This window comes from Nonomuraea sp. NPDC049129 (assembly GCF_040648495.1).
Classification (GTDB): domain Bacteria; phylum Actinomycetota; class Actinomycetes; order Streptosporangiales; family Streptosporangiaceae; genus Nonomuraea.
On sequence record NZ_JBEZDU010000001.1, the window covers coordinates 747169 to 766936 of the forward strand.

The window sequence follows — 19768 nt, forward strand, 5'->3', positions numbered from 1 at the left end:
GTCCCGTGCGAAAGCCGTCAGTCGTAGAAGCCCAGGCGGCGCAGCTGCTTGGGGTCGCGCTGCCAGTCCTTGGCCACGCTGATCCGCAGGTCGAGATAGACCCGAGTGCCCAGCAGCCCCTCGATCTGGGCGCGTGCCCGCGTCCCGACGTCGCGCAGGCGTTCGCCCTTGTGGCCGATCACGATCGCCTTCTGCGACGGCCGTTCGACGAACATGTGCGCGTAGATGTCGAGCAGATCATCCCGCCCTTCGCGTGGCATCATCTCGTCGACCACCACGGCGATCGAGTGCGGCAGCTCGTCGCGTACCCCTTCCAGCGCCGCCTCCCTGATCAGCTCCCCCACCAGCACCTGCTCGGGCTCATCGGTGAGCTGCCCGCCCGGGTAGAGCGGCGGCGACTCCGGCAGGTGCTCGATCAGCACCTCGGCCAGCACGTCGAGCTGGTCACCCGACTGCGCCGACACCGGGACGATCGCCGCGAACTCCGCCACCTGCGACAACGCCAGGAGCTGCTGCGCGATCTGCTCCTTGGAGGCCAGGTCGCACTTGGTGAGTACGGCGACGACCGGCGTCTTCTTCACGGCCGAGAGCTTGTCGGCGATGAAGCGGTCGCCCTTGCCGATGGGCTCGTTGGCGGGTACGCAGAAGCCGATCACGTCGACCTCGGTCAGCGTGGACAGCACGAGGCTGTCGAGCCGCTCGCCGAGCAGGGTGCGGGGGCGGTGCAGGCCGGGAGTGTCGACGATGACGATCTGGGCCTCGGGCCGATGCACGATGCCCCTGATGACGCGGCGGGTCGTCTGCGGCTTGGACGAGGTGATCGCCACCTTCGTGCCGACCAGGGCGTTCATCAGCGTGGACTTGCCGACGTTCGGCCTCCCAACGAAGCAGGCGAATCCGGCGCGATGGCTGTCTGGCGAAGTCACATAGTGCATTGTGGCCTATCAAACGCCCTGTCGACGCCACCAGGCAAACGCGTCGGGCAGCACCAACGGCATCCAGGTGGTCGTGGTCAGGCCGGCGATCTCCGGCTCGGTCGCCCATCGGGCGTCGGTGATCTCGTCGCCGTCGGGGGTGGGCGTGCCCGACTCGATGACGCAGCCGTACACGGCGATGACGTACGCGCACAGGTGCCCGTTGGGGTAGACAGTACGGAATTCGGGCCCGCCGTACACACCGATCAGGCCGCGCGGCGCGACGTCAATGCGGAGTTCTTCCTGGAGCTCTCTGACCAGGGCGTCCTCGGGGCGTTCGTCGGGGTCGACGCCGCCGCCGGGTGCGGCCCAGAGGCCCACGTCGCCGTGACGCGCCATGAGCGCCCTTCCCGCGGAGTCGAACACGAAGCCGCAGACCGACGGAAGCATCAGCAGATCGGAGCCGACCTTGGCCCGTACCCCGGCCAAATACGGCGAAATCGCCACGTCAGCCTCTCACTGTGCCGTCGGGCCCGGAGCCCTTCAGCGTGCCGTCGGGCCCGGCCACCAGCAGCGCCTTGACGCCCAGCTCGGCGGCCACCGCCTCGTCCTCGGCGCTCGGCCCGTCGCCCGCCGTGACCAGCGCCGCCGCCTCCAGCGTCTGCGCGCCGCTGGAGACGGCCGTGGCGACCGCCACCTGCACCGCGGACAGCGTGAGGGAGGAGAGCGCGACGTTCGTGGCGGAGTAGGTGCGCCCGGTCTCATCGCGTACGGCGGCGCCTTCGGCCGAGCCGTTGCGCGCCCTTGCCGCCCGCGCGAGCGTAATGATCTTGCTGTCTTCTGGATCGAGAGTCACGAACTCTAGGTTAGGCGCTGACCATCCCCACAGGTTAAGCACTGACCATCCCCACAGCGGCGCTGAGCACCTGCCGGGTACGCTCCGGGTCCACCTTGGCGATGCCCGTGTGCACGACGGACACCAGCGTGTCCCCCGAGCGCGCGAGCATCACGTCCAGCGCGTACGGGTAGCCGTTCAGCCGCCCGCGCAGCTCCGCGCCCACCACCTCGTCGCCCACGTCCTCGACCGGCAGCATCGTCAGCCGCAACCGGGTGCCCCCACCCGCCCGCACCGCCCGGCACGCCTCCAGTGCCTCGGTCAGCTCCTCGATGCGCCCCTCCGCCTCCGAGCCCGCGTAGCGCGCCAGGCCCACCCCGGCCACCTCGCCCAGCTCGTCCCCCTCGAAGCTGGCCGCCGCCTGCGCCGTCAGCGCCAGCGCGGGCGCCCGCCCCGCGGCCGGATCCAGCGCGGCCCGGCAGTTGTGGTCCGCCGCCGCGAACGGCACCCGCCACGGCTCCTCGGACCGGGCGGAGAAGCCGTCAGGCAGCTGCGGATCCTTGTTCAGCACCTCGCGCAGCCGGGCCATGGCCTGGACGTCGACGTAACTCTCGGCCGGCCCGCCGCCGCAGCCGGCGAGCAGCCCGCTCATGATGGCCAGGATGATGATCCCGCGTTCCATGATTCCCCCCGGTTCGCAACGTCCCCGGGCGACGAATACGGCAATCCACCAGAGTCGCCAACAAAGCCCCAAACGCTAAAAGGGGGTTCTCGTCCGGCTTACCGGACGTGAACCCCCTTTACGCCGAGCAACGTCACGATCGGCTAGCAGACCGAGACGTTGTCGTCCCCCCCAGGGACATCCTCCCGCCGCGAACCCCACCCGGCGTTCGGATGCTTCCCCAGTGACACCCACCGCACTGGGGTGTCGGGATTAAGGCTGTCGTACGCCGCTTGCAACAGACTTGTAGAACACTTGCCACATCCATCGCAAAAGGGTCAGCGCGCTGTCAGTCGTGCTCGGCGGCGGCGGGTACGACATCACCCTCATGCGGAGCCACCCTGCGGACGACCACGGTGCTGATCCGGTTACGGCGCCCGGCGAGGCTCTCGGCCGTCAGCCGCAGCCCGGCCATCTCCGCCTCGGAGCCCGCGATCGGCACCCGGCCCAGCGCGTGGGCGAGCAGCCCGCCGACGGTCTCGACGTCGTCGACCTCGATCTCGGTGTGGAACAGCTCGGCGAGCTCGTCGACCGGCATCCGGGCCGTCACCCGGAGCCCGCCGTCGGGCATGGTCTCGACGCGGGGCGCCTCCCGGTCGTATTCGTCGGCGATCTCGCCCACGATCTCCTCGAGCACGTCCTCGATCGTGACCAGGCCGGCCGTCCCGCCGTATTCGTCGATGACGATGGCCAGGTGGATCTGTCTGGCCTGCATCTCGCGCAGGAGCTGGTCGATCGGCTTGCTCTCTGGGACGTAAGTGGCCGGGCGCATGATCGACTCGACCTTCTCCTCGCCGCCGTCCTCCCCCGAGTCCGACTCGTGCACCCTGCGGGTGACGTCCTTGAGGTAGGCGATGCCGATGACGTCGTCCTCGTTCTCGCCCACGACGGGGATGCGGGAGAAGCCGCTGCGCAGCGCCAGCGAGAGCGCCTGGCTGAGCGTCTTGCCCCGCTCGATGAAGACCATGTCGGTGCGCGGCACCATGACCTCGCGTACGAGCGTGTCACCCAGCTCGAAGACCGAGTGGATCATCTCCCGCTCGTCGGGCTCGATCATCCGTCGTTCCTCGGCCAGGTCGACCAGGTCGCGCAGCTCCGCCTCGGAGGTGAACGGGCCGTCGCGGAACCCCTTGCCGGGGGTCAGCGCGTTGCCGAGCAGGATGAGCAGCTTGGGCAGCGGGCCGAAGATCCGGGTCAGGCCGTAGACGATGGGGGCGCTGGCCAGCGCGATCGGCTCGGCGTGCTGGCGGCCGAGGGTGCGGGGCGAGACGCCGACGATCACGTAGCTGACCACGATCATGACGGCGGCCGCGCACACGTACGCCCAGCCCTGGTCGTGCATCAGGTCGATGAACAGCAGCGTCGCGATCACCGTGGCGACCAGCTCGCAGCTCAGCCGGAGCAGGAGCAGCAGGTTGAGATAGCGCGGGGGGTCGTTGACGATGGCCCGCAGCCGCGGGGCGCCACGCCGCCCCTCGCGCACGAACTCCTCCGCGCGCACCCTGGAAATGCGCGTCAGTGCCGTTTCCGCACTGGCGATCAGGCCACCGATCACCACGAGGGCGATGGCCAGAGGCAACCAGGCGTTCACCGCGGGCTGCGCACCTCCCGCCACGACTCGAGGAGCCGGGCCTGCAGGCCGAACATCTCCTTGTGCTCTTCAGGCTCGGCGTGGTCGTAGCCGAGCAGGTGGAGGATGCCGTGCGTGCACAGCAGCTCCAGCTCCTCCTGCGCGCTGTGACCGGCCTCCTCCGCCTGCCGGGCGGCCACCGGCGGGCAGAGCACCACGTCGCCGAGCAGCGCCGGGTCGGCGGCGGTGTCGGCGTCGCCGCGCGCCCCGCCTCCCGGGCGCAGCTCGTCCATGGGGAAGGCGAGCACGTCGGTCGGACCCGGCTCGCCCATCCACTTCTCGTGCAGCTCGGCCATCGTGCGCTCGTCGACCACCACGATCGACAGCTCGGCGAGCGGGTTGATGCCCATCTCGCCGAGCACGTGCGTGGCCAGCTCGACCAGGCCCTGCTCGCCGACCTCAGCGCCCGACTCGTTATTGATCTCGATACTCATCGTCGATTCCTCAACGTCTCTTCCCCCGATGCTGAATCTGCTTCGGCTCCTGAAGCGCGTCGTAGCGACCATAGGCGTCGACGATCTCGCTCACCAGCTTGTGGCGGACCACGTCGGCGCTGGTCAGCCGGGAGAAGTGGATGTCGTTGATGCCATCGAGGATCTCCTGGACCACCCGCAGGCCGCTGACCGTGCCCGAGGGCAGGTCGACCTGCGTGACGTCACCGGTCACCACGATCTTGGAATTGAAGCCGAGCCTGGTCAGGAACATCTTCATCTGCTCGGCCGAGGAGTTTTGTGCCTCGTCGAGGATGATGAAGGCGTCGTTGAGGGTACGGCCGCGCATATAGGCGAGCGGTGCCACCTCGATCGTGCCCGCCGCCATCAGCTTGGGGATCGACTCGGGGTCCAGCATGTCGTGCAGCGCGTCGTACAGGGGGCGCAGGTAGGGGTCGATCTTCTCGTAGAGCGTGCCCGGCAGGAAGCCGAGCCGCTCCCCCGCCTCGACGGCGGGCCGCGTCAGGATGATGCGGTTGACCCGCTTCTCCTGCAGCGCGCGTACGGCCTTGGCCATCGCGAGATAGGTCTTTCCGGTGCCCGCGGGACCGATGCCGAACACGACCGTGTACTGGTCGATGGCGTCGACGTAGCGCTTCTGGTTGACGGTCTTGGGCCGGATCGTCCGGCCGCGTGAGGACAGGATGTCGAGCGACAACACCTCGGCCGGGCGGTCGGACGTCATGCGCAGCATGGCGATGCTCCGCTCGACCGCGTCGGCGGTCAGCTCGCCGCCATTGCGCAGCACCTCGACCAGCTCCTCGAACAGGCGCACCACGGCGCCGCTCTCGTCAGGGCTGCCGGTGACGGTGATCTCGTTGCCACGCACGTGGATGTCGGCCCTGAACGCACCCTCGATGACGCGCAGCAGCTCGTCACGGGAGCCCAGGAGGCTGACCATTGGGTATTCGTCCGGTATCAGCACCTTGGCTTGAGTGCGCGAGGGAGGTGCCGTTCTTCGGGATTCATGTAGTTCGGACATGGGCAGGCCAGCGGCCTGATGCCTCCCGGTCTGTTCGGATGTACTTCTCCGCCCATCGTAGCCGGGACCAGGCTGATTGCTCGCGCCAATATCACCGCGCCGGATCAGCCGGGCGGCCACCGCAGATCACGCCCGCCGAGCACGTGGGCGTGCACGTGGAAGACCGTCTGCCCGGCGCCCGGCCCGGTGTTGAAGACCACCCGGTAGCCGCGCTCGGCCACGCCCTCCTGCACGGCCACGGCATGCGCGGTCTTGAGCACGTCGTCGGCCAGGCCGTCGTCGGCCTGGGCCAGGGCGGCCGCGTCGGCGTGGTGCTCCTTGGGGATGACCAGCACGTGCGTGGGCGCCTGCGGGTTGATGTCGCGGAAGGCCAGCGCCCGGTCGTTCTCGAGAACGATCTCGGCCGGGATCTCCTTGGCCACGATCTTGCAGAAGAGGCAGTCGGTCACAGGCAGCACCCTACCCACAGGGCTCGCCCTCCTCGGTCCTGCCCAGCTTGGCCGCCTCCAGTTCGTCGGCGATGATCCCGATGTCGTCAAGGGTCGGCTCCTCCGCGGCGAAGACGTACTTCGTCACGCAGGCCCTGAACACCTCGCTGAACCGGGTGTAGTGCTCCAGCTTGGGCCGCGTGGCCGTCGGCAGCGAGTCCTTGATCGCGGAGGCCAGTCGCCGGAGGTCCTCGCGCGTCGGCGGGGTGCCCGTCTCGCGCGCGTCGGCCTCGGGGCAGACGGCCACGTCCTCGTAGGCGACCTCGACGACCGGGGCGTAGCCGCCGCAGGCGAACAGCTGCCGCTGGTTGTCCGGCTGGAGGAGGTATTTCACGAACTTGAGGACGCTGTCGTACTTGGTGGATCTGGCGGTGATGGCGAGGTTCGAGCCGCCGAGGGTCGCCGGGCCGGGGAGCTTCGACAGCTTGACCGGCGTCCTGCCGTCGGTGATCAGCTGCAGATCCGCGTACGGCCAGTGCCGAAGGTATCCGGCACCCCCGTCGGCGAAGGCGGCCAGGCTCTCGGCTTCCTTGTCCTTCCAGGAGTCCCCCAGCGTCTGGTCGCTCTGCCACTGCCGCATCCACCGCAGCGCGGCGAGCGCCCGCCGGTCGTTGGGCGCCTGGTCGAGCACGATCTCGCCGTCGTCGTCCACCACGGTGGCGCCATAGGCGCGGAGCAGTTCGAGCAGCCCCACGGTCCTGCCTTCGAAGTCGGCGAGCTGCGCCAGGTACCCGCCGTGTGGGAAGCTGGCCCCGGCCTGGCGGGCGGCGGGCCAGAGCTGGTCCCAGCTCGTCGGCTCGGGCAGGTCGGCCCTGCGGTACAGCAGCCCCACGTCCACCGCGAACGGCAGCGCGTACTGCTTGCCGTCCCACTGGCCGCTCTCGCGCGCCTGGCGTACCAGACCCGAGGGGACGTCCTCGGGCCGGATCTCGCTGAGCAGGCCGGCGGCGGCGAACTCGGCCGTCGAGGCCATGTCGATGATCAGCAGGTCGTACGCCTGGCACGGGTCGGCCTGGGCGGCGGCCAGCATCTCGTCGCGCTTGAGGTCGGCCACCCTGGAGATCTCGATCATCTGGACGAGCGGGCCCTTCCAGCGGCGGATCAGCTCCCTGCGCGCGCCGCCGACGCTCACGTCATCGCCGGTGGCGACCCTGATCACGTCGTCGTCCACGCACTGCTCCGCGGGCGCCGGCCGCTCCTTGACGCCGACCACGCCGAGCGTGAGCAGCACCCCCGCCGCCGCGCCCACGGCCGCGGCCCGCCATCGCCGCACGGTCACGGGCTCTCCCGCCACAGCTCCGTCAACTCCTTGTCGACCTCGTCGACCTGGTCCTGGTACGGCGTCGCGGCCTCGGCCCGGCTGATGGGCGCGCACTTGACGACCTCGCCGGCGGCCTTGACCAACCGCGCGATGTGGTCGGCGTCGCACCGCTGCTCCCCGGTGAGCAGCAGCCGTACCCTGAGCCCCTTCACCTTCCGCAGGGCGGCCACCGTACGGCCGAGGTCGCCCGCCTGGTGACCGCCGTCGGTCAGCATGACCACGACCGGGTTGGGGGTGTCCGCGAGCAGGGGCGCCGCCCGCGCCAGCACGTCCCCGAGCGGGGCGTCGCGCCCGTGTACGGCCAGCGTCCCCAGCCGTCCGGCCACCTGAGCCGAGCCCGTCACCAGGGTCTCGCCGATCTCGCCGGAGTCGGAGAAGGTGGCCAGCCGGACCGTGTCGCGGCCCTCGCGCAGCCGCCTGAGCAAGGTGCTGGCCCCTGAGCTGGCCCGCTGCAGCGCGGTGCCGCCCGTGATCGGATTGCCCATCGAGCCCGACGCGTCGACCAGCAGCAGGAACGACGTCTCCGGATGCGCCTTGCCGAGGCGGTCGATCAGTCGGGCCGGTTCGACGATGGCCGGTTCGGCGCTGTCGGCCTGTCCCGAGTCGAGCTCTTTGCCGAGCGGCATGGGTTCCTTGCGGTCGGACACGCCCGCCGAGTCGCGGTAGCCGTAGGGGGCGAGCTTGTCCTGGGCGAGCCAGTCGTGGAAGTCGATCACCGCCCGCTCGCGCGCGTCGTTCCACTGATCGGCCCACTTCAGCCGGACGTAGCGGTAACTGAGGGTGGGCAGTCCATCGAGCCGGTGCCAGGACAGGCCGGCCGTCTGCCGCCCCGGAGCGCAGGCACCCAGGTCCTGGTGGTTGTTGACCGCGTAGACGAGGTGCTCCGGCACGATCATGGCAAGCGATTCCTTGACGGTGTCGAAGCGGTCGCGGGCGTAGCAGAGGAGGCTGGCGGCGTCGGAGAGCGGGAGGTTCGGCGGGGTGTAGGCCATCTCGTCGGAGATGTCCTTGGAGGTGTCGGAGCTGTAGAGCCCGGCGCTGGCGATGAGCCCGATCTCCGACAGGTCGGCGCGCGGCCTGGCCAGGGGTGCCCCGACGCTCTCCAGCCAGGCCCGCATCCCGGGCAGGTCCGTTGGCGGGGACTGCGTGCCCAGCCGCGCCTCCAGCGCGGGCGTGAACGCCACCAGCAGCGCGGAGGTGGCCACCGGGGTCATCCGATCGAAGGTGACCTGGCCCAGGTTGGCGAACGCCTGGCGGAGATATTCCTCGGTGGCGGTGCTGGAGGGGATCCAGATGTCGGGGTGGACCGCGATCAGCGCGCGGTAGGTGCTGCTGTTCCAGGAGGCGGGGTCGTTCCACTCCTTGTTGGCGGCCTGGGACATGGTGGCGAGCGGCGGCTGGGGGGTCACGGCGAACCGGACGCGCGGGCAGCCGCGCAGGTCGGCGCTCTCGTCGGCGTAGCGGCGGCCGACCGCCTGGAGGGCGGCCACGTTCTCGGCGGAGGTGAGCACCCGCAGCTCCAGCGGCTGGTCACAGGGGGTGGAGAGCGCCCAGCCCAGTCCGATCCGTACGAGCGGCCCGCCCTGCAGGACGAGCACCACCGCGAGCATCCCGGCGACGAACCCGAGCGCCCCGGCCGTCAGCGGCCCGGTGCGCCGGCTCACCCACTCGACGGCGGCCCTGACCAGCAGGGCGACGAACACGATCAGCCGCCACACCCCGCCGAAGAACGCCCGCAGCAGGGTGCCGAGCCACGCGACGGCCGTCCCGACGGGGCCGAGCCGGGCGCCGAGCATGACCACCACCACGAGGACGGTCAGGACCAGGATCACCAGGGAGGCCACGGTGAACACCACGCGCCCGGCCGCGCCGCCGCCCAGCAGTGGCGCCGCCACCGCCCCCAGGAAGGCCCATAGTGGCGTCACGATGGCAGCCACGTCCTTCAACCGCTCGCTCCGAGCGGCCGGGGCGGCTCTGCGGGGTGACTGGGGGCGCCGCATTCTCCCTCGATCCTAGATCGGACGGAATCCGCTGTCTCCGTTGCGAATCGGTAATCCGCCGTGCCGTGCGTCCGAAGATCCTCGCGGTTAGGGTTAGTGTGCGAGACTGCCGAAAAATAAGACGATTCAGGGTCGGGCGAAGCCACCTGGCGAGGACACGACTGGCTAATGCCCTCTAAGGAACCGCAAGAGCGTAAACCCTCCGGGAAGGCCGCGCGTCCCAATGATGTGACCACCGAAACCCTCTTGGCCGACAGGTCGCTGGGGGCGGTGCCGGTCGGGTGGGACGCCGACATGGCCGTGACCGCGCTTTACAGTGCGCACTTTCGGTCATTAGTGCGTCTCGCTGTGTTGCTGGTGCGAGACATGGCAACCGCGGAAGAAGTCGTGCAGGACACGTTCGTCGCCATCCATGGCGCCTGGCGTAGACTGCGTGACCCCGACAAAGCACTTGCCTACCTGCGGCAATCCGTCGTCAACCGGTCCCGTTCCGTGCTGCGTCACCGCGCGGTCGTCGAGAAGTACGCGCCCAAGGGCCTGCCCGATGCTCCGAGCGCCGAGAACGGCGCGATCGGCGAGCTCGAACGCACCGCCGTCATCGAAGCGCTAAGGTCCCTGCCAACACGTCAGAGAGAGGCACTCGTCCTTCGCTACTACGGTGATCTGTCCGAGGCTGAGATCGCCCACGCCATGGGCATCAGCAAGGGTGCGGTCAAGAGCCACACAGCTCGTGGCATGGCCGCCTTGCGATCCGTCCTGGAGAAAATGTCATGACCCAGTCCCCCGACGAGTATGGCGACGTCCTGCGCCGTGTGCTCCGTGCGGAGGCGGACACGGTCGTGCCCTCGCCGGAAGGACTGGAGATCATCCGCGCCCGCATCGAGCGGCGCGGAGTGCGCAACCTGTTCTGGTGGCGAGCGGGCGCCGCCGCCGCCAGCGCGCTGCTGGTGGCGGGCACGATCGTGATGGTCGTCCCCGAGCTGCGCCACAAGGTCATCCAGCAGGAGACCGTGGAGCAGGTGAGAGACACCAGGTCCAAGCCGCCATCCAACTCCTCGACCAGTCGGCCCGCCTCGCCCAAGCCGACCCCGCCACCGGACGATCCGCCCGCCGTGGTGCCCGCCCCGATCACCTCCGCGCCGTTGCCCGCCTCCGAGACCGCCAAGTCCACCAGCAAGCCGACGCCCAAGGCGACACCGACCCCCAAGTGCCCGACTCCCACGACGCCCACCGAGGAGCAGCCGCCGGAGGACTGCCCCACGGACGAGGCGACGCCCACACCGACGCCTACGCCGACTCCCACGCCGTCGGACACGAGCATGCCCGGCGGGCCCTGTCCGCTCGAGGAGTGCCCACCGACCGACATCGACACGACGTCCGGCACCTTCGCCAGCCCGCTCGGCGGCACCCCTCTCGCCACCACACCATGAGCGGCTGAGAGCTCACCAGCGTCCGGTACGCGCCAGGAGTACGGCCGCCGCCGCCACCCCCGCCGTCGAGGTACGCAGCACCGTAGGGCCGAGCAGCACCGGCACCGCCTTCGCCGCCCTGAACCCGGCCAGCTCCGCGTCCGAGACGCCCCCCTCGGGCCCCACCACGACGACGATGTCGCCCCCGGCGGGCAGCGTCACGCCCGACAGCGGCTCGGCGGCCTCCTCGTGCAGCACCAGACCGAGCGCCGCGCCGCCGAGCAGCGCCTCGACCCCGGCCGTGGACACCGGCGCGGCCACCTCCGGCAGATGGAACCTGCGGGCCTGCTTGCCCGCCTCCCGGGCCGTCGAACGCCACTTGGCCAGCGACTTGGCCGCCCTGTCGCCCTTCCACTGGGTGACGCTGCGAGCCGCCGCCCAGGGCACGATCACGTCGACGCCCGCCTCGGTCATCATCTCGACGGCCAGCTCGCCCCTGTCGCCCTTGGGCAACCCCTGGACGACGACCAGCCTGGGCTCGGGCGGCGGCGCCTCGTAGCGGCCCAGCACGTCGAGTCTGAGCGCGTCCTTCAACGCCTCACGTACGACGCACTCGGCGACCGTGCCGGCGCCGTCCGTCAGGTCGATCCGCTCTCCGGCGCGCAGGCGCCGGACCGAGGCCGCGTGGCGCCCTTCAGGACCGTCGAGGACCAGCTCCGGCCCGGTGCGGTCGGCGAGGCCGTCGGCCAGGAATACCGGCACGGTCACCGGCGATCACCCCAAAGATTTTCACGTTCAGTAGCCATAGGATCACGAAACGATTAAGGTTGGCCGCGATCGCACCTTCCTGAGGTCACTCTACGAGGGGTCCAGAGCGGTCAACGACCCCCTCCTGAAGGAGAAGGCTTGAGGTGCCGCCAGGTGCTTTGAAGCCCCGTGTTGACCAGCCCTAGTCATCACCGTTGGAGGTGTGATCCAGATGGCTACCTTTCACGCAGGACCGCAGACCCACCAGCGAATGCTTCCTCAGTTCGCTGCTCTGGAATCCGTGGGAGCAGACACGCCCGAGGGTGGGCACGAAACGGCTTACGGACGCGCGGCAGGCCGCGCACCCGGTGTGGAAGCTGGGCGAGGGGAGATCCGCCGTACCGCACCGGGCGGCGGGCGTCACCCCGACCCGGAACAGTCCGGGAAGGGCGGAAGGGTCCTTACAGACCCACACGTTTTCGTGCTCGATCGCCACGGGAAACCGTTGCAGCCCTGCCGGCCCGGCCGGGCCCGGCAATTCCTCAAAGCGGGCCGGGCGGTGGTGGTCCGGCACACCCCGTTCGTCATCCGCCTGACCGACCGCGCGCTGGCCGACTCCACGGTCGCCGGCGTCGAGATCGGCCTCGACCCCGGCTCCAAGCACACCGGCATCGCCGTCTTCACCGAACGCGGCGCAAGCCGTGCCGGGAAGTACAGCGTCCAACTCGACCACCGGGGCGCCGCGATCCGCGACAAGCTCACCGCCCGCTCGCGCTACCGGCGCGGCAGGAGATCTCGCAACCTGCGCTACCGCGCTCCTCGATTCCTCAACCGCGCCAAACCCAAGGGCTGGCTCGCACCGTCCCTACGGCACCGGGTGGACACCACCATGTCGTGGGTGGCCCGGCTGGGCCGGTGGGCACCCGTGCGCGCCATCCAGATCGAGCGCGTCGCGTTCGACACGCACGCCATGTCGGCGGGCAAGCCGCTGGAAGGCGTCGAGTACCAGCAGGGGACGCTGGCCGGATACGAAGTCCGCCAGTACCTGCTGGAGAAATGGGGCCGGACCTGCGCGTACTGCGGTGCGGCGGGTACGCGTTTGCAGGTCGAGCACATCCACCCCAAGGCGCGGGGCGGCTCCGACCGGATCTCCAACCTGACGCTGGCGTGCCAGCCGTGCAACCAGGCGAAGAACACAACACCCGTCGAAGAGTTCCTGCGAAACACACCTACCGCCGAACCCGCACCGACCGGTACGGATTCCCCCGCCTGCGGCTCCCCCGCATCAAGCACGTCCATGGGTTCGCCACCGGCGACCTCGTACGCGCCACCCTCACCCACGGCAAACACACCGGAGTCCACACCGGACGCGTCGTCCAAAGAGCCGACGGCTACAGCTACACCACGAGCAAGGAGACCACCACTGAACGGTGAACCTCAGGGCACACTCAGGCCCTCAAGGGCCTTCCCGCTCCCGCTCCCGTTCCCTCCCCGGCATGAACGCCGGGGTATCCACGGGTGGTTCTGATGACGTTCATGTCCAGGAACACCCGCCGCGCGCGGCGCTGGCCGTGCGCGCTGAAGACCCGGCTGACCGTCCTGCTCACCGTCCCTGCCAGGATCGCCCGCGCGGCGCCGCGCCGGCTCGCCGGAAAGGCCCCGGACACGACGGGGCCCGCGGCCGAGGAGCCCCACCGGCCCGCCACCGGCCGCCCGCGCCGCCCGCCCGATCCCGTGGCCGTACGCGACGTGCTCCGCTCGGCCCTGAGCGCGGCCGGGTCCGGCCGCGCGGTGCTGGGCGAAGTGGACGACGCCCTGCTCAGGGGCACGGCCGTCGCCGAGATCGCGCACCTGGTGACCGAGCTGGTCGACAACGCGCTGACCTGCTCGGCGCCCGACACCGAGGTGGAGATCCGGGCCAGCACACGCGAGGGCGAGTGCCACATCGCGATCGTCGACCAGGGCGTGGGGATGACCGAGGGAGAGCGCGCCGCCGCGAACGCCCGGCTCCGTGGCGAACGGCGCTTCTTCGCCGCCCCCACCCGCTACCTCGGCCACTACGTGGTGGGCAGGCTGGCCGAGCGGCTCGGTGTGCGCGTGTGGCTGGACGAGTCGCCGCCACACGGCATCACCGCCCGGGTGGCCCTCCCGGGCGAACTCCTGGTGCCCTTACGGGTCACCGGCCGTTGAACGTGTCCCGTTCAGCGGCCGTTGAACGCGTCCCGCAGCCGCGAGAAGAACCCCTGCTGCCCGGGGGCGAACTTCCCGGGCGGCCGCTCCTCGCCACGCTGCTTGGCCAGCTCGCGCAGCAGCTCCTCCTGCGCCGGGTCGAGGCGCAGCGGGGTCTCCACGTTGACGTGGATGAGCAGGTCGCCGCGGCCCGTCTCGTTGAGCCGCTGCACGCCCCTGCCGTACATCGTGATGACCTGGCCCGACTGCGTGCCCGGCCGCACGTCGACCTCCTCGGAGCCGTCGAGCGTCTCCACGGCGAGGTTGGTGCCGAGCGCGGCGGCCGTCATCGGGATCTGGACCGTGCAGTGCAGGTCGTCGCCGCGCCGCTCGAAGATCTCGTGCGGGCGCTCGACGATCTCCAGGAAGAGGTCTCCGGGCGGGCCGCCGCCGGGGCCGACCTCGCCCTCGCCGGCGAGCTGGATGTGCGTGCCGTCCTCGACGCCCGCGGGGATGCGGACCTTGATCGTACGGCGGGTGCGCACGCGGCCGTCACCCGAGCACTCCTGGCACGGGTGGCGGATGATCGTTCCGAAGCCGCCGCACTGGGGGCACGGCCTGGAGGTCATGACCTGGCCCAGGAACGACCGGGTGACCTGGGAGATCTCGCCGCGCCCGTTGCACATGTCACAGGTGTCGGGGTGGGTGCCGGACGCGGCGCCCGCGCCCTGGCAGACCTCGCAGAGCACGGCCGTGTCGACGACCAGCTCGCGGGTGGTGCCGAAGGCGGTCTCGCGCAGGTCGAGCTCGACGCGGATGGTCGCGTTGCGCCCTCTCCTGGCCCGCGAACGGGGCCCGCGCGCGCCCCCGGCCGTGCCGAAGAAGGCGTCCATGATGTCGCTGAACGGGAAGCCCGCGCCGAAGCCGGCCGCTCCCTGGCCCGCGCCGGAGCCGCCGAAGGGGTCGCCGCCCAGGTCGTACATCTGACGCTTGTTGGCGTCGGACAGCACCTCGTAGGCCTGCGTGATCTCCTTGAACCGCTCCTGGGTCGCGGGGTCCGGATTGACGTCGGGATGGAGTTCGCGGGCAAGCCTGCGGTAGGCCTTCTTGATCTCTTCCTGACTGGCGTCACGGCGCACCCCGAGGGTGGCGTAGTAGTCGCTGTTTGCCACTTATCGACCTCTTATGATGCAGCCAGGATTTGGCTGACGTAGCGTGCCACCGCGCGCACGGCGCCCATCGTCACGGGATAGTCCATCCTCGTGGGGCCTAGCACGCCTAGCCGGGCCAGTTCGTTGTCGCCAGAACCGTACCCGGTTGCGACGATCGACGTGCCACGGAGGAACGGGTTCTCCGAGCCGATGCGCACGGTGAGCGTGGACGGGGTGTCTGTGGAAGTCTCGCCGAGCAGCCGCATGAGCACGACCTGCTCCTCCAGTGCTTCGAGCACATCGCGCAGCCCGGTCGAGAAGTCGGCCCCGGCGAGGTTGGCCGCACCGGCGAACACGATCTTCTCATCATGGCGCTCGACCAGCGTCTCGAGGAGCACCGACAGGATAGTGGCCACCACGGGACGGTCTTCGACGGGCAGCCGCTCCGGCAGGTCGGCGACCTGATCGGGGACGTTGAGCAGGCCGCAGCCGTCGAGGGAGGCGTTGAGCACCGCGCGCAGGTGCGCGATGCGGGTGTCCTCCACCACTTCGGGCAGCTCGACCACCCGCTGCTCGACGCGGCCCGTGTTGGTGATCAGCACGAGCATGATCCGCCGGTCGTGCAGGGGCACGAGCTCGACGTGCCTGACCGTCGAGCGGGTCAGCGTCGGGTATTGCACGACCGCGACCTGCCGGGTGAGCTGCGCGAGCAGCCGCACCGTGCGGGTGACCACGTCGTCGAGGTCGACCGCGCCGGCGAGGAACGTCTCGATCGCCCGGCGCTCCGCTCCGGAGAGCGGCTTGACCTGCGAGAGCCGGTCGACGAACAGGCGATAGCCCTTGTCCGTCGGCACGCGGCCCGCGCTGGTGTGCGGCTGGGTGATGTAGCCCTCCTCCTCCAGGGCGGCCATGTCGTTCCTGACCGTCGCTGGGGAGACCTTCAGGTTGTGGCGTTCGGCGAGCGCCCTGGAGCCCACCGGCTCATTGGTGGACACGTAGTCTTCGACAATGGCGCGGAGCACCGCCAGCTTCCGATCGTCGAGCACGCGCTCACCTCCTACCTCTGCCTTTCAGGAAACGACAGGTCTAGCACTCTGTGTTCCCGAGTGCCAAGTGTACGGCTCCCGCCCACAAGGTGCGATAACACCGGAGCTAGCGAGTGGCCGCCAATAGGGCGCACACTGGCCGATATGACCGACGACTCCCAGCCCCCCTCCTACGGTCCACCGCCGGGACAGGGTCCGTACCAGGGGCAACCTCCCCAGTACGGCCCGCCGCCGCCCCAATATGGTCCGCCGCAATACGGCCAGCAGCACTACCAGCCCGGCCCCTACGGGCAGCAGCAGCCGTACCAGCCCGGACCTTACGGCACGCCGCAGCGGTTCGGCCCTCAGGTTGACCCGAAGTTGATCAGACCGCGGTTGCGGTGGATCGCGGTCGCCTGGGGCCTGGCGCTGCTCGCCGGGCTGGTCGGGGTGGGAGTGTTCGTGAGCGGCATCCTGAACACGGTGGGCGCGGTGGCCCCGTCCAAGACGTTCACGGCGGGCCAGAGCGTCACCGTGCCGCTGGACCCGGCGGAGAAGCCGGTGGTGTACCTCGCCAGTGAGAGCCAGGTCCATTACATGTGCCGGATCGACGGCGGTCCCGGCCAGGCCAGGCTCGCCAAGACGTCCGGCACCGAGCGGGTCACCGTCAACGGCACGCAGTGGCAGCTCATCCTCGTGGTCAACGCGCCTGCCAAGGGCGACTACCAGTTCACCTGCACGACCCAGGAGCCGACCAACGTGCGCTTCGGCGTCGGCCGCGACTTCGCCGCCGCCGCGGGCGGGCTGGTGGGCGGTGTGGCGGCGCTGCTGGTGATCCCGGGTCTGGGCGTGCTGGCCGCCGTCATCACGACGATCATGGTGGTGACCCGGCGGAGCTCTCATCGCAAGCGCCTTGCGGCGGGCGGGTGATTTGCTACGGTCCCCGTGTGTACGACGGCGATGTTCTAGCGGGAAATTGGCGGCGGCCGGGCAAGGGCAAGATCCCCCAGGTGCCCGCCGAACTCGATCTGGTCGTGGAGGACGCCGAGAGCGGCTTCTGCGGCGCCGTGGTGGCCTGCGACAAGGAGGCCGTCACGCTGGAGGACCGTTTCGGCAAGCGCCGCCTGTTCCCGTTCGCGCCCGCCGCGTTCCTGCTGGACGGCAAGGTCGTGACGCTCGTACGGCCGGCCGCCCCGGGGGTGTCGAGCCCCAGGCGGAGCGCGTCCGGCTCGATAGCCGTCGAGGGCCTGCGGGCCAGGGTGGCCAAGGAGAGCCGCATCTACGTGGAAGGCGTGCACGACGCCGCCCTCGTGGAGAAGATCTGGGGCCACGACCTCCGGGTGGAGGGCGTCGTGGTCGAGTATCTGGAGGGCGTGGACGACCTGCCCGCGATCGTCGCCGAGTTCGGCCCGTCGCCGGAGCGTAGGCTGGGCGTGCTGGTCGACCATCTCGTGCCGGGCTCCAAGGAGAGCCGGATCGCCGCTCAGGTGACCTCACCCCACGTGCTCGTCGTGGGCCATCCCTACGTGGACATCTGGCAGGCGGTCAAGCCCTCCGTGCTGCGGATCCCGGCCTGGCCGGACGTGCCGCGCGGGGTGCCGTGGAAGGAGGGCGTGATCGCCGCCCTGGGCTGGCGGATGGAGCCGGCCGACGCGTGGCGGCGGATCCTCGGCGCCGTCTCGGCATTCACGGACCTGGAGCCCGAGCTGCTCGGCCGGGTCGAGGAACTGATCGACTTCGTTACGGAGGCACCATGAGCCAGGATCCCCCGCAGCCGCCGCCGGACGATGATGCGACGCGACGCATCTCGCAGTCGGACATCAACCCCGAAACCCCTCGGCAACCGGAGTACGGCGCCCAGCCTGGCTCCGGACCGACGCCCGGATACGGAGCCCAGCCTGGGTCGGGTCCCGCGCCCGGATACGGCGCCCAGCCAGGGTCCGGTCCCGCGCCCGAGTATGGCGGTCAGCCCGGCTCGGGGCCCGCGCCTGGGTATGGTGACCAGCCCGCTTACGGTTCCGGGCCTCAGAGCGGTCCTGGGTCGGGGCCACAGCCTGGCTACGGTTACGGGCAGCCTGGTTCCGGCGGCTACGGGCAGCCTGGTTCCGGCGGCTACGGGCAGTCGCCCGGTTACGGTTACGGGCAGCCGCCCACGCCGCCGCCCGGCTACGAGCAGCCCGGCTACGGCTACGCGGCCCCGCAGCAGCGTCCGCCGCACGTCCCCGGCGTCTACGGTCCGCGGCCGGGCAGCGACGACACCACGATGGCCATGCTGGCCCACCTGCTCGGCCTGCTCGTCTCCTGGATCGGCCCGCTGATCATCTACCTGATGAAGCGGGACGAGTCACCCTATGTCCGCGACCAGTCGGCCGAGGCGCTGAACTTCCAGATCACGATGTTCATCGGCTACGTCGTCGCGGGCCTGCTGACGGTCGTCCTGATCGGGATCATCCTGTTCCCCATCATCTGGATCGTGTCGCTGATCTTCCACATCCAGGCCGCCATCGCCGCCAACAAGGGCGAGAACTACCGCTACCCGATCGCCATCCGCATGGTCAGCTGAGCAGACCGCATACCAGGCCAATAGTCGGCTGAGCTGAGCCCGTACCAGGGCAATGCTCAGCCGAGCAGATCCCGCACCAGGGCATCGGCCAGGAGCCGGCCGCGCAGGGTGAGGACCAGCAGCCCCGCCTTGAACGGCTCCGGCTCCAGCAGACCGTCGCCCAGCGCCACCGCGACGGCCGTACGCGCGCCCGGAGCCACGTCGGCGACCGGGTAGCCGGAGGCCAGCCGGAGCTCCAGCATCAGGCGCTCGGCCTCGCGGTCGTCGTCGGCAAGCACTTCGCGCGCGTGCGCGGGCGAAGTGCCCGCGGCCAGGCGCTGCGCGTAGGCGGCCGGATGCTTGACGTTCCACCAGCGGGTGCCGCCCACGTGGCTGTGCGCGCCGGGGCCGACGGCCCACCAGTCGCCACCGGTCCAGTAGAGCAGGTTGTGCCGGCACCGCGCGTCGTCGTCCGTGGCCCAGTTGGACACCTCGTACCAGCGCAAGCCCGCCTCCGCCAGCAGCGCGTCGGCGATCTGGTAGCGGTCGGCGGCCACGTCGTCGTCGGGCATCGGCAGCTCGCCGCGCCTGATCCTGGCGGCCAGCCGCGTGCCCTCCTCCACGATCAGCGAGTAGGCGGAGACGTGGTCGGGCTCGGCGGCGATCGCCGCCTCCAGCGACGCCCGCCAGTCGTCGTCGGACTCGCCGGGCGTGCTGTAGATCAGGTCCAGGTTGACGTGCTCGAACCCGGCCTTCTTGGCTTCGTGTACGGCCTGCGCCGCCCGGCCGGGCGTGTGCTGCCGGTCGAGCACCTTGAGCACGTGCTCCCTGGCGCTCTGCATGCCGAAGCTGACCCGGTTGAAGCCGCCGTCCAGCAGCCTGCCGAGGTAGGCCGGGTCGACCGACTCGGGGTTGGCCTCCGTGGTCACCTCGGCGCCCGCCTTGAGCCCGAACTCCGCGTCGATCGCGCCGAGGATCCGGCCCAGGTCTTCGGCGGGCAGCAGGGTGGGCGTGCCGCCGCCGAAGAACACGGTCTCGACCGGGAGCTCCACGTCACCGAGGACGCGTCGGGCCAGCCGTACCTCCTCGATGGCCGTGTCGGCGTAGTCGCGGTGCGAGGCACCGGGGCCCAGCTCGGCGGCGGTGTAGGTGTTGAAGTCGCAGTAGCCGCAGCGCGTCACGCAGAACGGGACGTGCACGTAGAAGCCGAACGGACGCTCGCCGAGGCCGCGCAGCGCGCTCTCGGGCAGTTCGCCGGAGGAGGGCGCGGCGTCGCCGTCGGGCAGGGTGGATGGCACGCCTCCAGTCTGCCCGCTGCCATTGACTGCCTGATCCAGCGGCGC

Annotated in this window: 21 protein-coding genes; 7 read left to right on the plus strand and 14 right to left on the minus strand. The window is 70.4% G+C overall.

The genetic code is table 11. The features are described 5' to 3' along the window. Window positions 1–17 precede the first annotated feature (17 nt). The 10 genes from era to AB0B64_RS03280 form a co-directional block, all read right to left on the minus strand. Window positions 18–926 (minus strand): GTPase Era, encoded by a 909-nt coding sequence (gene era / locus AB0B64_RS03235; protein WP_357947277.1) that lies wholly within the window; start codon window positions 924–926, stop codon window positions 18–20. Between the two features lie 18 nt (window positions 927–944). Next, window positions 945–1421 (minus strand): NUDIX domain-containing protein, encoded by a 477-nt coding sequence (locus AB0B64_RS03240; protein ID WP_357947274.1) that lies wholly within the window; start codon window positions 1419–1421, stop codon window positions 945–947. A 1-nt stretch (window position 1422) separates the two neighbouring features. Beyond that, complete coding sequence (locus AB0B64_RS03245) at window positions 1423–1770, minus strand: cytidine deaminase (RefSeq protein ID WP_357947271.1); 348 nt, start codon at window positions 1768–1770, stop codon at window positions 1423–1425. A 34-nt stretch (window positions 1771–1804) separates the two neighbouring features. Further along, the gene (locus AB0B64_RS03250) at window positions 1805–2431 is read right to left on the minus strand and encodes a hypothetical protein (RefSeq protein ID WP_357947268.1); all 627 of its coding nucleotides are present in this window, start codon (window positions 2429–2431) and stop codon (window positions 1805–1807) included. A gap of 328 nt (window positions 2432–2759) precedes the next feature. Further along, complete coding sequence (locus tag AB0B64_RS03255; protein WP_357947265.1) at window positions 2760–4061, minus strand: hemolysin family protein; 1302 nt, start codon at window positions 4059–4061, stop codon at window positions 2760–2762. Continuing rightward, entirely contained in the window at window positions 4058–4534 is a 477-nt protein-coding gene (gene ybeY / locus AB0B64_RS03260) for an rRNA maturation RNase YbeY (RefSeq protein WP_225290749.1), read from the minus strand. The genes AB0B64_RS03255 and ybeY overlap by 4 nt, the downstream gene beginning before the upstream one ends. Before the next feature lie 10 nt (window positions 4535–4544). Beyond that, window positions 4545–5573, minus strand: coding sequence for a PhoH family protein (locus tag AB0B64_RS03265; RefSeq protein WP_357947261.1), 1029 nt, complete (start codon window positions 5571–5573; stop codon window positions 4545–4547). Window positions 5574–5677: 104 nt separating this feature from the next. Then, window positions 5678–6028 (minus strand): histidine triad nucleotide-binding protein, encoded by a 351-nt coding sequence (locus AB0B64_RS03270; protein ID WP_225291013.1) that lies wholly within the window; start codon window positions 6026–6028, stop codon window positions 5678–5680. A 4-nt stretch (window positions 6029–6032) separates the two neighbouring features. Next, the gene (locus AB0B64_RS03275; RefSeq protein ID WP_357947258.1) at window positions 6033–7340 is read right to left on the minus strand and encodes an extracellular solute-binding protein; all 1308 of its coding nucleotides are present in this window, start codon (window positions 7338–7340) and stop codon (window positions 6033–6035) included. Further along, entirely contained in the window at window positions 7337–9319 is a 1983-nt protein-coding gene (locus AB0B64_RS03280; RefSeq protein ID WP_358174275.1) for a vWA domain-containing protein, read from the minus strand. The genes AB0B64_RS03275 and AB0B64_RS03280 overlap by 4 nt, the downstream gene beginning before the upstream one ends. Before the next feature lie 357 nt (window positions 9320–9676). Here AB0B64_RS03280 and AB0B64_RS03285 point away from each other — a divergent pair, with 357 nt between their 5' ends. Together AB0B64_RS03285 and AB0B64_RS03290 are read left to right on the plus strand one after the other, a co-directional pair. Continuing rightward, window positions 9677–10156: a SigE family RNA polymerase sigma factor gene (locus AB0B64_RS03285; protein WP_214638568.1), complete on the plus strand. Its 480-nt coding sequence runs from the start codon at window positions 9677–9679 to the stop codon at window positions 10154–10156. Then, on the plus strand, window positions 10153–10812 hold the full coding sequence (locus AB0B64_RS03290) for a hypothetical protein (RefSeq protein ID WP_357947252.1): 660 nt from the start codon (window positions 10153–10155) through the stop codon (window positions 10810–10812). The genes AB0B64_RS03285 and AB0B64_RS03290 overlap by 4 nt, the downstream gene beginning before the upstream one ends. A gap of 12 nt (window positions 10813–10824) precedes the next feature. On the opposite strand, the gene AB0B64_RS03295 is transcribed toward AB0B64_RS03290, so the two are convergent. Beyond that, window positions 10825–11559 (minus strand): 16S rRNA (uracil(1498)-N(3))-methyltransferase, encoded by a 735-nt coding sequence (locus tag AB0B64_RS03295; RefSeq protein WP_357947249.1) that lies wholly within the window; start codon window positions 11557–11559, stop codon window positions 10825–10827. Window positions 11560–12019: 460 nt separating this feature from the next. On the opposite strand from AB0B64_RS03295, the gene iscB reads away from it, so the two are divergent. Further along, complete coding sequence (gene iscB / locus AB0B64_RS03300; protein ID WP_358174278.1) at window positions 12020–13066, plus strand: RNA-guided endonuclease IscB; 1047 nt, start codon at window positions 12020–12022, stop codon at window positions 13064–13066. 8 nt (window positions 13067–13074) lie between these two features. Continuing rightward, the gene (locus AB0B64_RS03305) at window positions 13075–13728 is read left to right on the plus strand and encodes an ATP-binding protein (RefSeq protein WP_357947243.1); all 654 of its coding nucleotides are present in this window, start codon (window positions 13075–13077) and stop codon (window positions 13726–13728) included. An 11-nt stretch (window positions 13729–13739) separates the two neighbouring features. Here AB0B64_RS03305 and dnaJ read toward each other — a convergent pair whose 3' ends face one another. Together dnaJ and hrcA are read right to left on the minus strand one after the other, a co-directional pair. Next, window positions 13740–14879, minus strand: a complete 1140-nt coding sequence (gene dnaJ / locus AB0B64_RS03310) for a molecular chaperone DnaJ (RefSeq protein ID WP_358174281.1) — start codon at window positions 14877–14879, stop codon at window positions 13740–13742. Window positions 14880–14890: 11 nt separating this feature from the next. Next, window positions 14891–15904 (minus strand): heat-inducible transcriptional repressor HrcA, encoded by a 1014-nt coding sequence (hrcA, locus tag AB0B64_RS03315; protein ID WP_357947237.1) that lies wholly within the window; start codon window positions 15902–15904, stop codon window positions 14891–14893. Between the two features lie 144 nt (window positions 15905–16048). Between hrcA and AB0B64_RS03320 the strand changes: the two genes are divergently transcribed. The 3 genes from AB0B64_RS03320 to AB0B64_RS03330 are packed head-to-tail and all read left to right on the plus strand — an operon-like array spanning window position 16049 to window position 18446. Continuing rightward, window positions 16049–16813 (plus strand): hypothetical protein, encoded by a 765-nt coding sequence (locus AB0B64_RS03320; RefSeq protein WP_358174284.1) that lies wholly within the window; start codon window positions 16049–16051, stop codon window positions 16811–16813. A gap of 17 nt (window positions 16814–16830) precedes the next feature. Then, the gene (locus AB0B64_RS03325) at window positions 16831–17640 is read left to right on the plus strand and encodes a DUF3097 domain-containing protein (protein ID WP_357947231.1); all 810 of its coding nucleotides are present in this window, start codon (window positions 16831–16833) and stop codon (window positions 17638–17640) included. Beyond that, window positions 17637–18446, plus strand: coding sequence for a DUF4870 domain-containing protein (locus AB0B64_RS03330; protein WP_358174287.1), 810 nt, complete (start codon window positions 17637–17639; stop codon window positions 18444–18446). The genes AB0B64_RS03325 and AB0B64_RS03330 overlap by 4 nt, the downstream gene beginning before the upstream one ends. 56 nt (window positions 18447–18502) lie before the next feature. On the opposite strand, the gene hemW is transcribed toward AB0B64_RS03330, so the two are convergent. Then, entirely contained in the window at window positions 18503–19723 is a 1221-nt protein-coding gene (hemW, locus tag AB0B64_RS03335; RefSeq protein ID WP_358174290.1) for a radical SAM family heme chaperone HemW, read from the minus strand. Window positions 19724–19768: the final 45 nt, after the last annotated feature.